13 protein-coding genes are annotated in these 12,516 nt (G+C 41.2%); 5 read left to right on the top strand and 8 right to left on the bottom strand.

Features of this window, described 5'->3' with window-relative positions:
- Positions 1 to 19 precede the first annotated feature (19 nt).
- Complete coding sequence (gene arsS, locus HWQ23_RS15955) at positions 20 to 1,033, top strand: arsenosugar biosynthesis radical SAM (seleno)protein ArsS (RefSeq protein ID WP_292829828.1); 1,014 nt, start codon at positions 20 to 22, stop codon at positions 1,031 to 1,033.
- A 347-nt stretch (positions 1,034 to 1,380) separates the two neighbouring features.
- Here arsS and HWQ23_RS15950 read toward each other — a convergent pair whose 3' ends face one another.
- The 4 genes from HWQ23_RS15950 to HWQ23_RS15935 form a co-directional block, all read right to left on the bottom strand.
- Entirely contained in the window at positions 1,381 to 3,129 is a 1,749-nt protein-coding gene (locus HWQ23_RS15950) for a hypothetical protein (RefSeq protein WP_292829826.1), read from the bottom strand.
- Positions 3,130 to 3,132: 3 nt separating this feature from the next.
- Complete coding sequence (locus HWQ23_RS15945; RefSeq protein WP_292829824.1) at positions 3,133 to 3,687, bottom strand: hypothetical protein; 555 nt, start codon at positions 3,685 to 3,687, stop codon at positions 3,133 to 3,135.
- Between the two features lie 384 nt (positions 3,688 to 4,071).
- Positions 4,072 to 4,407 carry a type II toxin-antitoxin system RelE family toxin gene (locus HWQ23_RS15940; RefSeq protein ID WP_292829822.1) on the bottom strand — a complete coding sequence of 112 codons (336 nt, stop codon included), beginning with the start codon at positions 4,405 to 4,407 and terminating at the stop codon, positions 4,072 to 4,074.
- The gene (locus HWQ23_RS15935) at positions 4,397 to 4,660 is read right to left on the bottom strand and encodes a type II toxin-antitoxin system Phd/YefM family antitoxin (RefSeq protein WP_292829820.1); all 264 of its coding nucleotides are present in this window, start codon (positions 4,658 to 4,660) and stop codon (positions 4,397 to 4,399) included. Before HWQ23_RS15935 ends, HWQ23_RS15940 begins: the two co-directional genes overlap by 11 nt.
- Before the next feature lie 212 nt (positions 4,661 to 4,872).
- On the opposite strand from HWQ23_RS15935, the gene HWQ23_RS15930 reads away from it, so the two are divergent.
- Both HWQ23_RS15930 and HWQ23_RS15925 read left to right on the top strand, forming a co-directional pair.
- Complete coding sequence (locus HWQ23_RS15930; RefSeq protein ID WP_292829818.1) at positions 4,873 to 5,880, top strand: zinc-dependent alcohol dehydrogenase family protein; 1,008 nt, start codon at positions 4,873 to 4,875, stop codon at positions 5,878 to 5,880.
- Between the two features lie 225 nt (positions 5,881 to 6,105).
- On the top strand, positions 6,106 to 8,154 hold the full coding sequence (locus HWQ23_RS15925) for a pentapeptide repeat-containing protein (RefSeq protein ID WP_375466565.1): 2,049 nt from the start codon (positions 6,106 to 6,108) through the stop codon (positions 8,152 to 8,154).
- A 791-nt stretch (positions 8,155 to 8,945) separates the two neighbouring features.
- On the opposite strand, the gene HWQ23_RS15920 is transcribed toward HWQ23_RS15925, so the two are convergent.
- The 3 genes from HWQ23_RS15920 to ilvN form a co-directional block, all read right to left on the bottom strand.
- The gene (locus tag HWQ23_RS15920; RefSeq protein WP_292829814.1) at positions 8,946 to 9,146 is read right to left on the bottom strand and encodes a heavy-metal-associated domain-containing protein; all 201 of its coding nucleotides are present in this window, start codon (positions 9,144 to 9,146) and stop codon (positions 8,946 to 8,948) included.
- 493 nt (positions 9,147 to 9,639) lie between these two features.
- A complete protein-coding gene (locus tag HWQ23_RS15915; RefSeq protein ID WP_292829812.1) occupies positions 9,640 to 9,792 on the bottom strand; it encodes a hypothetical protein in 153 nt (50 codons plus the stop codon).
- A 49-nt stretch (positions 9,793 to 9,841) separates the two neighbouring features.
- A complete protein-coding gene (ilvN, locus tag HWQ23_RS15910; protein WP_292829810.1) occupies positions 9,842 to 10,360 on the bottom strand; it encodes an acetolactate synthase small subunit in 519 nt (172 codons plus the stop codon).
- A gap of 269 nt (positions 10,361 to 10,629) precedes the next feature.
- On the opposite strand from ilvN, the gene HWQ23_RS15905 reads away from it, so the two are divergent.
- Complete coding sequence (locus HWQ23_RS15905; RefSeq protein WP_292829808.1) at positions 10,630 to 10,998, top strand: BON domain-containing protein; 369 nt, start codon at positions 10,630 to 10,632, stop codon at positions 10,996 to 10,998.
- A gap of 60 nt (positions 10,999 to 11,058) precedes the next feature.
- Here the strand turns inward: HWQ23_RS15905 and HWQ23_RS15900 are convergent, their stop codons facing one another.
- Positions 11,059 to 11,991, bottom strand: coding sequence for an alpha/beta fold hydrolase (locus HWQ23_RS15900; protein ID WP_292829806.1), 933 nt, complete (start codon positions 11,989 to 11,991; stop codon positions 11,059 to 11,061).
- 263 nt (positions 11,992 to 12,254) lie between these two features.
- Here HWQ23_RS15900 and HWQ23_RS15895 point away from each other — a divergent pair, with 263 nt between their 5' ends.
- Complete coding sequence (locus HWQ23_RS15895; RefSeq protein WP_292829804.1) at positions 12,255 to 12,404, top strand: hypothetical protein; 150 nt, start codon at positions 12,255 to 12,257, stop codon at positions 12,402 to 12,404.
- Positions 12,405 to 12,516: the final 112 nt, after the last annotated feature.

The raw sequence follows: 12,516 nt of genomic DNA, 5'->3' as shown, positions 1-12,516 counted from the left end.
GTTAAAGGAGTAGTAACTAATGCAAACTCAATCAAAAGTTACATTAGATTCAACAGTCACACCATTTAAAAGCAAACTCAATTCCCCTTTGACAAAAAAAGGAATCTCTGTTTTACAAATTAATCTAGGTAAGCGTTGTAATCTTGCCTGTATACACTGTCATGTGGAAGCTGGGCCAAAACGTACAGAAGAACTTTCTCCTGAAATTTGTGAACAATTGATTTCGCTAATCCATAAATTTCCCGAAATTCAAATTGTGGATTTGACTGGTGGCGCACCAGAAATGAATTATGGATTTAAGCCGTTGGTAGAAGCAGCAAGAGCAACTGGCAAACAAGTGATTGTCCGGTCTAATTTGACCATTTATTTTGAAGATGGATTTGCTGATTTACCAGAATACTTTGCTAAACACCAAGTAAGAGTTGTGGCTTCCCTACCCTGCTACCTAGCAGATAATGTTGATAAAATGCGCGGTGCTGGTGTTTTTGATAGTTCAGTCAAAGCTTTGCAGTGGCTTAATCAACTCGGCTATGGTAAAGAGCCAAATTTAACTTTGGACTTGGTATTTAACCCCCTGCTACCCACGGGTGAAAAATTTTCCTTAGCTCCTGAACAGACCAACCTAGAACGAGATTACAAAATGTTCTTACAAGAACATTTTAATATTGTGTTTAACAACCTGTTCACCATTACCAACTTACCAGTTGGTAGAACCAAAATGTATTTAGAGCGGAGAAAACTGTACACTAGCTATTTGCAGTTTTTAGAGTCACATTTTAATCCCAGCACGATTGAACATTTAATGTGTCGTGATGAACTTTCGATTGACTATCTGGGCAATGTATATGATTGTGACTTTAACCAAATGATGAATTTACCTGCGAAAAATCGCAATGGTAAAACCTTGACAGTTAGCAAACTTTTAGAAGCTGGCAGTTTAGACCTGATTAGTGAGATACAAACTGCTGCTTATTGCTATGGTTGTACTGCTGGGTGTGGTTCTAGTTGTGGTGGTGCTTTGCTTGAAAGTTAGGTAAAGGATTAAAGTTAGAAGCAGTCAGATTTTGAACTCATCCTTGAGACTCACTTGTTTCCACCAAACCTGCACATTCAAAGCTGGTCAAACGATTGGGAGTTTTTGACTCACCGGATTTATATCTGAGAGTGCGATCGCTAAAAAAAGTCTGTTACCAAAATTGTTACGAGTGCATTGTTGTTAGGCAGTTACTTTATCATGATATTTAGTTAAGCTCCTCACACCACACCGAAAGCCGTGAAACATAATGTTTCGCGGTTTTTTCCTTTTTCAAAACTGGCCTAGGGGCGTAGACAGTGAGACGTTCGCATCTTTCTACCCCTTCTAAAAAATTATCACTCCTTTCAAAAGCAAATCTCCGCTTTATTCAATTTTTCCTGAAGTTTTTTTCTGACTGCATCGGTAAATTTCAGATCAGATGCCAGACTTTCTAAGCGAATATAGCTTTTACGTTGTCTAAGGTTTATTAGCTTATCGATAGTTGTTTGTTTTACACCTGTACCTTTGAAAGCAACAATAAGTCTATCTTTGTCAGCCTTATTAATATTGATAGCAGTAGGTGGTGATGCTGATGTTGAGTCTGGTGTGGGTGTAGGCGTTGGTGTAGGCGTTGAGGCTGATGCCGATATTGGAGATACTTTTTTAGATTCAATAAATTGAATATTTTTAAGCTCTAACTTTCGGTGTAACAAAGATGGGCATGAAGGGGCAATCATAAAAGCTAGCTCAGGTGGGTTTGCGTTTGACTTGAAATTAACATCACTTAACCATTTCTCAAACGTCTGCAAGTGTCCACTCAAAAGCTCATAGTTCTTTGCTTCACCAAAAGCTCTAGCTACACTTGTACCGTTATGCAACAATTCCACGTAGCAGTCAAATGCATGACCCGATAGCACAGTTGTAGTTGAAACTGCCGATAAAGTATATGCAGATTTACTCAAATAACTTGCCCACTTTGTTCTAGATTGCGCTTCCACTAACTCGCGGGCATTGCCTTCAAATAACTGCTCAGGTGCTTCGCTAAAATATCTTTCGTGTATTTCCAGTACTGATGATGCGTAGTCCTGGCAAAACTTCCTTAAATTATTAGTAGGGTTCAAGGGGATATTTTTAATTTCTTCCCATGCTTTTGCAAAATTATTATATCCCTGATAAGCACCTTGAATCCGCTCATCAATCTTAGCTCTAATCATCTCAAGCTCGTTGCTATAGCCCTTATGTAGATTGATAACCGCTCTATCTACGATGCTTTCTAATATAATATCTCCAGCAATAAAACCTTTTACATTGTCTGTAGTGCCTACCAGATAGATTAGGAGATTTACTTTTGAGTTAAACTGCTGGCGCACTCCCTTAATTAATGCCTTAAAAAGTGATCTAGTGTCTAGAATATAATTGGGATATTCTTGGAGATGATCTAGCTCATCTGTAAGGTATACAAAGGTAAAAGCTGGCTCTAAAGCTGCGACCTCAGAGATAACATAAAAGAAAAAATCTTCAAAACTAACTCCACTGTCAACAAGATACTTGTTAAACTTAGGATAAAATTGGATTTTGAAATTTTTTGCCGATTCAAGTTCAGCAACTCGGCTTCTTTCTAATAAATCGCTAAGAATACGTTTCGCTACTTCTTTAACTGATGGAGATAAGTTTTGGTTGTGTAATAACTCCCAAAAAGTGTGAGCTAATATATAACAGTACAATTTGATCCCAAAGTTATGATCTCCACCCACCCTTAGCAAGTCAGAAAGTGGGAAGCGAACTACTAAAGAAAGACTTCTGTAATTACGTTGAGTCTTGGTTAATTCATGTAAATAAGTTAGAAGTGAAGTCTTACCACTACCAAGCGCAGCTGCAACAAATCTAAAGGCAAAGTAGCCCTCATCAAAGGTATATCTTAGATCGTCTTCCAGTAACTGAGTTATATTAGATATTGATCGCATAGAAAGACTGAGAGCGGTAGATCCCTCACCATCTGACCCTGGAGGTCTAACAACACGCTCAATCCAAATATCTTCTATGAAACCTTCACCTCCTTTAACTTGTTGCAAAAAGTCTTTTATAAATTTTTTCTTACCTGCATCTTCTGGCATTATTTACTCCACCCATTGAATTATTTCTTCTTCTTTTTCGGTAACAGCAAAAACTTTCCCAGTTAATTTAAGTGTATTGAAGTAATTATCCAATCTAGATTCAGAAATAGGGTGATTATCCCTAAATTTAAGGACAATATCTCGACTGTAAATAGCAACAACACCACGCAATTCTTGTTGCTTTCTTTCTGCAAAATATAGTTCTTTAAACTTTTCTACAAATGTGTCAAAGTCCATGTCTTCTATAGGCACAGAAGAAACATAGTCTTTCAAAGATGTCAGCTTAAGGCAATGCAGAAGAGTGTTTAGAACTTTTTGCCCTTTTGAAGAGTCAAATTTGTAGTCTGTAGTTTGTAGATTAGCGACAAGCGCTTTTCTGCCCTCTTCTGTGACTGAAATCCGCCTTCTCTTGGGAGATTCTAGTAAATATTGCTGAGATAAACTGTTGTATATATCATCAGCATTTTTTCTGAGTTCTTTAGACAAATGCTCTTTGACAGTACCTTGAGTTACCGTACCCTCATCTGAGTAGGCAACTGTATAAAGCAAGTAAAGCATTTGCTCTATGGAGAGTTTAGTCATAAATTACTCTTCCTTTTAAACAATTTTACTTAGACTCCTTTGATAAACATAAATAGTATGACCACAGTAACATATAATACTTAAATGTAAATAGTATTTGTTACATTGCGTCAGTTTACCGAGGAGTAAATATACAGAACTCCCCAAATTACTAATCTTGGGGATACAAATAACATTACCAAAAGTAATCGGCCCTTGTATAATTTGCTAATCAAAAGCGCGTAGTTTACCGCCGCAGGCATCGCCCCTTCCTTCTTACTTCGTGCCCAACTCTTGGAGACGCGCAAGGGACGCGCTTCAAATCCGAAACCACTTTTCTACAAGTGCTTATATGCAAAGAAGCTTATCGTCATACATTACTCATTCCTCCAACAATTTCTGCAAGAGTGTATAAATATCTCCTTTGCTACCCTCTTTCTGTAGTCCTACCCCAACCACTAAAACCACGACTTTCTCTAGCTCTACTTTATAAATAATTCTGTACCGTTGACCGACAGCCCTGACACTGCGATATCCCTTAAGCTTGTCAATTAGAGGTTTTCCCTGCTTTTCTGGATCTATTTTGAGTTTATCGATGCGATCGCTCAAAGATTTCTGATGACGCTGATCTTTAACACCAGCCAACATTTCTAAAGCTAGTGGTGTCAGTTCAATTTCATACTCTATATTGGCGGGTTGTGGTATATCAGAGTCCAAGTTGGGCTTTTGCTTCCTTCCAGTTAATGGTTTCTCCTCGTTCTCCCTGATCTATACTCTCCCGTAGCTGATGGGCAAACTCCCGATCAGATAAGATTGCTAGAGTTTCCAACAGAGATTCAAATTGATCAAAACTAAGTGCTGCCATCACAGGTTTACCATGCTTGGTGATGATCACTGGTTCATCTTTCAATTCATCCGGCAAATCTAACAATTGTCGTCGAGCTTCCGTTATGCTTAGGTATTTTGGCATCTAGATAAGTGTACATTTAAATGTACGTTTATTATAGCGTTAGCGCGATGTCTACGACGGGCTATGACGCTCTCTACGAGACGCTGCGCAAACGCGGACTCGCTACCGCTACGCTATCGGTGACACAGTTTTCCCTCAGACATAGCTCTGTGTCCACCCTTTTGCGCTAAAGTTGCAAATGAACGTGCATCTAAAGCCAGGAGGAAAGATTCGTGAAAGCAGTCTTGATGACAGCATCTGGCAGTCCCGAAGTTTTGCAAGAACAGGAAGTGCCAAACCCTGCTGTTCCTGTAGATAATAATCAACTTTTAGTGCGTTTAGTGGCGGCTGGCATTAACCCCATTGACACAAAACTTCGTAGCCGAGGCACTTTCTACCCCGATCGCACGCCGACAATTTTAGGATGTGATGGTGCAGGTATTGTCGAAGCGGTAGGTGCTGGCGTTCAGCGTTTTCGCCCAGGCGATGAAGTATATTTTTGCTACGGCGGCTTGGGCGCACACCAAGGAAATTATGCTGAATATACCGTTGTGGATGAGCGGTTTGTGGCACGTAAACCTGCTTCTATCTCCTTTGCGGAAGCAGCAGCAGCGCCTTTGGTGTTAATCACCGCCTGGGAAGCTTTATATGAACGGGGACGATTGGAACCTGGGGAACGGGTTTTGATTCATGCAGGTGCTGGTGGTGTCGGTCATGTAGCAATTCAATTGGCGAAACTCAAAGGTGCAACTGTTTCCACCACAGTCGGTTCTGAGGAAAAAGCTAATTTCGTCAAACAACTCGGTGCTGATCATGTAATTTTTTACAAACAAACAGACTTTGTGCAAGCGGTATTAGATTGGACTAACCGCGAAGGCGTTGACTTAGCTTTTGATACCATAGGCGGCGAAACCTTTCACAAAACCTTCCCCGCAGTGCGAGTATATGGTGATATTGTGACGATTCTCGAACCAGATGCCAATACTGTTTGGAAAACTGCTAGACTACGTAATCTCCGCATTGGTTTAGAATTAATGTTGACACCAGCGTTGCTAGGATTGGAAGACAGCCTCCAGCACCATGCAGAAATTCTCGAACAATGTGCCACCTGGATCGATGAAAGCAAATTAAAAATCCATGTTAGCCAGAAATTTCCCTTGAAAGAAGCGGCTAAGGCGCACCAATTAATTGAAAGCGGTTCTGTGACAGGTAAAATTGTTCTACTTATTAGCGACGAATGATCGAACAATTTGCATAATTTATTTTTTAAACGCATAGGCACGCAGAAATTAAACGCAAAGATACCCAGAAAGCTCTCTCTGCGTACCTCTGCGCTTCCCTTTGCGTTCCTTTGCGTTTTATCAATTCTTCTCCTCTTCTTCCCCCTCCCTGCTTCGGCAACACAAACGCAACCAGAACGCACACCCTTAACTCTAGAATTATTACAAGAACGACTACGCACACCAATGCTCCGTGAAGGCAATTTGACCGTAGATTTGCAGAAGATGGTGATTGATTTACGGTCAGAAAATGCCAGCTTCCGTGATGCTTTTTACCAACTGCTGCGAAAAGAGTTAGGTGCAAAACCTCTGGGTTTAGACCTCAGCTATGCCCTGATTCTGGGGGATTTTGTGGGTAGTGATTTGGGTTTAAGAACACCCTTGTACTCGCAAGCGATCGCTCCCATTTTCACCGCCACTGAACAAGAAGAACTAGAACGTTTGCGCTTTGTTTGCTTGCAGTCACTCGCTATATCTACGACGGGCTACGCCTACGCTTTACCCAACTCGAAAGATTGCCGATCGCTATTAGGAACACAGTCAACTCCATCGAGTGAAATCGCCGTCTTTCGTGGTGCATTGACACTGGTGCAAACTCGCTTCAATGGCGAAGTAAAGTTCCCTAATACGTTCTTTCTTCAGTCTGTAGATGCCCAAGGTGCAACTTTTCTCCAACCCACTAACTGGACTGAAACTAGATTTGGCCGTTCCGTTAGTTTCACCAGCGCTACCTTCTACCAACCAAGCAATTTTCAGGGCAGTATTTTTTTTGAAAAAGCTAATTTTAAAAAAATCAGATTTCAGGAAATCGCTGATTTTCAAAGCAGTATCTTTGAAAAAACTGCCAATTTCAACCAGGCAAATTTTAAACAGTTAGCTAAATTCAATAGTGTGCAGTGGCAAGAAAATGCTGATTTTTCTGATGTGCGCTTTGCGAATCAAGTACAGTTTACTAAAGCGAATTTTAATCAGTTTCTCCTTTTAACAGAAGTGATTTTTGAGCAAGCTGTGAGCTTCCGGGAAGCGGAGTTTAACCAATTCGTAAATATGCAAGGTGCGAACATTCTTAACCAAGCAGATTTTAGCGATGCGAGGTTTAGTACAGAGGCTTGTTTAAGCGTACCTGGTTTAACTTTTAACTCCAACCAAGCAAAAATTTTAGGAAATCCCGGTCAGATTGGTAAGATGTTTTGCATCCCGACATTGCAAGGTAATCAAAATATCTTGCGGAATTTGGGGCAAAATTTTCGTCAGCAACAGCAAGTTAGCGATGCTAATGAACTGGAGTACACAAAACAGCAACTGCGATTAGTAGAAATGAGCCGCCGTTTGACGGCTACAAATATTAATAGTGCCTCCGTTGCAAGTTTGATTAACCTGGGTTTTTCTGCACCTCAAGCCGAAGCGATCGCCCAACATCGTCTAATAAAACCATTTCGCAACAGCAGTGAGTTACTCTCCTTAGCAGACATCGATTTAGAAAAATATACACAATTGAGCGATTACTTAATTGTAGGTGAACCACTTTCTATCGGTGAATGGTTACTGCAAGCTTGGAGTTGGTTAGCATTAAGTGTACTGTTGTTGTTGAGTGGCTATGGTACGAATTTTTGGTTAGTCTTTGGCGTGGGAGGATTAGCGATCGCTTATTTCGGCTTACTATTTTGGCTAGTAGATCGCTATCGTCGGCTGCACCCCGTACCAATTATTCCTACATCCTACGAAACCATTTCGATATTAGTCAGTTTTAGCGTTTTAGAATTCTTCAGCTTACTAGCTATCTTTCGCAATGCTGAACAACCTTGGCTGACATTGGGGTGTCTTTTCATAATTATTGTCCCCGTCCCAGTGGCTTTATTGATCCGACTTTACCAACAAGGACGTTATCACGATTTAATGGACGTTTCTTACTTCACAGAAGACGGCACATTTCGCCAGTTACGATTATTGATTGGACGTTTGCCAGTGATACCAAGGAATCAGACATTTCGGGAACGATATATGCCTCTGTTGGGCGATCGCCGTTGGAACTGGTTCAACTACTATGATTTTAGCCTCAATAACCTACTTAAATTAGGATTTAACGATATTCGCTTGCGAGACGAACACTTACCAGGTATCATCTCTGCACTAGCTTGGTATCAATGGAGTTTGGGTGTAATTTACATCACCCTAGTTTTGTGGACACTTTCCCGCACAATTCCAGGATTGAATTTGCTGATTTATCTGAAGTAGCTGACCACGCGATTAAATATCAGTAATTAGCAACAATTGATTCTGTCTGCGGCTAGCGATTCTTATGGAGAAGGTTTGCGATGGCTACGCCCGCCGCAGGCATCGCACTACAAAGTTAAATTTATTTTACCCATTTTTTTCCTAGCTCTGTTAGGAAAAAGGAGTATCGGAAAATTTCACAATTTTGTGATAGCAAATAAATATACAGCAGTATAGCGCTTCTCGGCCCTTGTGAGGTACAAGACAATACGGTTCGGATAAGGTTTTTTGATCACACGCCGCTAATCGCAAAGACGCGATAAATCGCCGTCTTTACAATAATCAGTCCAATGCAAGAGACGGCGATTTATCGCGTCTCTTGCCTTAACCGAACCGTATTGAGGTACAAGAACCCCACCCCCAACCCCCTACTCGCTTGCGAAAAGAGGGCGTGCGATGTACCTCATGTGATTAGTAAACGCTATACTTTCAAATCCCACGATCTTTAGCTGTATCTGTTACAGCTTATAAACCAATACACTTGCAATACGGTTCGGTTAAGAATATTCGTAGGTTGGGTTGAGGCAATGCGTTACCCAACAAAGCTATTTTTCACAAAGCCAAGCGTATTGGCTTATAAGTCAGGCAGAAAGCCAAGTATTTCAAGTCTGTCTGAGGAGGAAGATATTCTTGATTAAATAAAGTAATTTGCTAATAATATTCCGCCCGCAAAACGGGCGAATATATTATGATCAAGGAATTGTGCTAATTAAATTACATTTCTAAATCTCCTGAGAAATTTAGAAATGTAATTAATAGCCCTCTATAGTATAACCAGCAGATTGAACTATCTGTTTAATGGTTTCTTCAGAAGCCGAACCATCTACAGTTATGGTTTTGCCCTTAACGTCCACATCTACTTTGGCATCAGCTACCATAGTCTGAATAGATTTAGTTATTTTCTCGACACACTCATCACCTTTAATATTTGTAACTTTCAATTTAGTTGCCATTACTTACCTCATTACGTCAACTGGAATTTCCATTTAATAAATATAATAACAGTTGAGATAGGGAGCGTACATCTTGCTGAAGTAAGGTAATTGGGCATCACAGTAATAGCAGTAAATAATAGCTGTGCATAAATCGTTATTAATAGAATTTGCTGGCAGTAAAACGAATTAATATGGCAAAATATATAAAGTAATTTATGAAAATACACCTAGTACTACTAATTTATAAAAAGCCGCTTTTTTAGTTTGTTCTGAGGATTCCACCAGACATTTCAGATTCTTCTATAGGCGTTTTTGTTCGACATAGTTGTTCTCGAAGCGCTGCCTGAACATACAAGTGTCTATACGTAAGTCATAAAACCTTTTATCTGTAGTTTTTAACTTATTGCTATGCTATAGATACTTATATTCAACTTTTAAAGCATATATACATTCAAAAAGCAGCTATCTTATGGCATAGATATGCTGTGGACTTTGCAACAAAAGCCTTGAGTTAGGCAATAGTGGCATCAGAAACTGCCAAAATTTCTGCAATCGACTGGATTCGGAGAGAGACTGCTAAGGCATCACGGTTGATTTTTACCTGAAAAGCGGGATGGACTTTCAGGGCTTTTAACTCAAAGCCGAATAGAAAGGTTTGACCCATCCAACTATAATAGACAGGTTTTTCACTTAAGCAAAAGTTAAGTTCGCAACTAAACTTTTGCTTCCAAAGACTTGAGTAACTCGGTATTCACACCCGACTCACGAGTCAGGGCAACTTTGCCAGTGCGGGCGATTTCTCTCAAACCAAATTTTTGCAACACCTGCACGATCGCTACCATTTTACCTGGATCTCCCACAACTTCTAAGGTGAGAGAATCTTCCGCCACGTCCACGACTCGCGCCCGGAAAATCTGAGACAGTTCGATTACTTCTGAGCGATTGCTGGTACTAGCATTCACCTTCAAAAGCATCAATTCCCGCTCGACGCAAGGAGTTTCGGTAATGTCCTGTACTTTCAGGACATTGACTAATTTGTACAGTTGCTTGGTGAGCTGCTCGATGACGCGATCGTCACCAGGTATAACCATCGTAATTCGGGAGACTCCTCCTTGTTCAGCAGGGCCAACAGCAAGGCTTTCAATATTAAAGCCGCGACGGGCAAATAAACCAGAGATGCGGGAAAGAACACCCGCCTCATCTTCTACGAGAACTGAAAGGGTATGTTTCATCTTCGCCAATAGAGGCTAGAGCAGGAATTGAGGAACGCAGACACTAGTTAAGGTCTACGCTAGACGTACTACCGCACTCAAAAAGTTAGTGCGACCTTCTATTTTAAACTTAATAGTTACACTCATTGCATTTTCTAGAGAGAAATTTCGCCCAAATCATACTGCAAGCAGGAATTTCATTGATGCATATCTTTTCATTGGCAGATGCGGCATTTTTGTAAAGCTTCTATACTCAGATTTGATGAGCCTCTAATCGGAGAAAAGTTTATATGGGTTGGTTAAAAAGACTATTTGGAATGGAAAAACCTGAAAATGCAGAAATAAATCCGACTGCACAGGCAACAGCGCAAGATCCGAGTACTAGCGTTGCATCTACTGATACGCAATCAACACCGCCAGAACGTCTGGGATTAAACGGAGAATACGACCAAAGTGGTTTAGCAAAGCGGGTAGCGTTGGCATTTGATCAAGACCCCCAACTCGACGATGTTGATACCCTTTGGGTTGCTCAGACAGGCAGCACTGTAGTATTGAAAGGTAAAGTTCCCAGTCAAGAAATTCTCAACAAAATGATTTCTGTAGCCAATTCTGTGAATGGTGCTACAGATGTTGACACTAACCAAGCCACGATTGGCTAGGTGTTAAGGAATTAAAAATTAAGAAATTCAAGCGTGGCGATCGCACCCATTGGATAATATTTAGGGAATAACCAAGGGTTGGCGATTGCTAACCCATCTCTCAATCCAATCTAAAATAGCTTGGTTGACTTGTTCTGGACATTCATCATGGGGACAATGACCCACATTTTCTAAATTCAGCACTTCCAATTTCTCGTTGTACTGGGCAAATTGGCTAGCCAGGGCTGGGGGAACAAACCGATCCTTTTGTCCCCAAATTAAAAGCATCGGAATTGTTAAGGTTGGTAATACTGTCTTGACACTGGGACTAAAATTAATTCCGATCGCCGCTTTGAACAAAGCACTAAAAGCTCTTGCGGAACCTCTATCTTGGGCAGGCTGTGCTAAAATCTCTATGAGTTCATCGGTAATCGCCTCTGGGTTAGCGTAGGCGAGACTAGCCCAGCGACGCAGCACCCCAGGACGGCGCACGAAGTTAAACACAGGTTTAAGTATCAACGGCGAAGCAACAATATTTTTAATTGCTCTGACCACTGGTTGCAGCACAGGGGGAATTGCTTCTTGTTCTAGTGACGGGTCGGGTAAACTCATCATCACCATACCCCGCACCATGTCGGGGTGAGTGGCGGCGGCGGCCATAGAAATCAGTGAACCGTTGGAATTGCCGATTAATATCGCTGGTTCACGGATAAATGTTTTCCAGAAGTCGTAAACCTGCTCTACCCAGAATTCAATGCTGTAATTAGCTGCGGCTTTTTCAGAAGCGCCAAAACCCAACATATCTATGGCGTAAACTGTGTGATGTGCACCCAACACCTCTAAATTATGTCGCCAATGACCAATGGAAGCGCCAAAGCCATGTAGCAATATCAGGGGTGTTGTCTTGTGGTGATTTTGGCTAGGGCGAATGTAAGTGTAGCGGGTTTGCCAGCCGCGCCATACCCAATCTCTTTGATTACCAACCCGTTCCTGCCAGTGTAGTGTAGTCGTCACAGTCTCCTTTAATTCATCAGCGTGAAATTCTATTATAAAACTTTGATTTTTCACGTTATGTGGAAAAATCAAGCGAAACCTAACCCCCAGCCCCTTAAGAGCAAGGGAAGGGGAGTAAGATTAAAACAATTCGCAATTCGCAATTCGCAATTACGTTTTGTGACGGGGATTTAGACCCCGACACAAAACGCGCTGCCGTCATTAGGCAGGGGACTTAAACCCCCAAAGTTCGTTCAAAGCCTCTCCCCTCTTAGGGGAGAGGTTTGGAGAGAGGTCAAAGTGTACTGCACCCAACCGAGAACCGCCGCGAACGCTTCTCTACCAGACGCTCCGCGATCGCTCGCAATGACTGTAAATATTTTTGTCCGATTACTTATATCCCACAAGTATTGTCGCAGCCATATCTTTATTAATAAATCTCGCACTGCATTTCTATCCCGCCTCGGAATGAATTCCGAGTCTTATAGCCTAAGTCCACTCAAGTGGACTGAATTGCTCGTCATTTAGTCCACTTAAGTAGGACTT

Source organism: Nostoc sp. JL33 (genome assembly GCF_017114985.1).
GTDB lineage: Bacteria > Cyanobacteriota > Cyanobacteriia > Cyanobacteriales > Nostocaceae > Nostoc.
This window is presented reverse-complemented; position numbering and strand designations above follow the sequence as displayed.

Coding starts and splice junctions, on each gene's coding strand:
- arsS (WP_292829828.1), top strand. CDS start 20: ATGCAAACTCAATCAAAAGTTACATTAGATTCAACAGTCACACCATTT.
- HWQ23_RS15950 (WP_292829826.1), bottom strand. CDS start 3,129: ATGCCAGAAGATGCAGGTAAGAAAAAATTTATAAAAGACTTTTTGCAA.
- HWQ23_RS15945 (WP_292829824.1), bottom strand. CDS start 3,687: ATGCTTTACTTGCTTTATACAGTTGCCTACTCAGATGAGGGTACGGTA.
- HWQ23_RS15935 (WP_292829820.1), bottom strand. CDS start 4,660: ATGCCAAAATACCTAAGCATAACGGAAGCTCGACGACAATTGTTAGAT.
- HWQ23_RS15925 (WP_375466565.1), top strand. CDS start 6,106: ATGCTCCGTGAAGGCAATTTGACCGTAGATTTGCAGAAGATGGTGATT.
- HWQ23_RS15920 (WP_292829814.1), bottom strand. CDS start 9,146: ATGGCAACTAAATTGAAAGTTACAAATATTAAAGGTGATGAGTGTGTC.
- HWQ23_RS15915 (WP_292829812.1), bottom strand. CDS start 9,792: ATGGGTCAAACCTTTCTATTCGGCTTTGAGTTAAAAGCCCTGAAAGTC.
- ilvN (WP_292829810.1), bottom strand. CDS start 10,360: ATGAAACATACCCTTTCAGTTCTCGTAGAAGATGAGGCGGGTGTTCTT.
- HWQ23_RS15905 (WP_292829808.1), top strand. CDS start 10,630: ATGGGTTGGTTAAAAAGACTATTTGGAATGGAAAAACCTGAAAATGCA.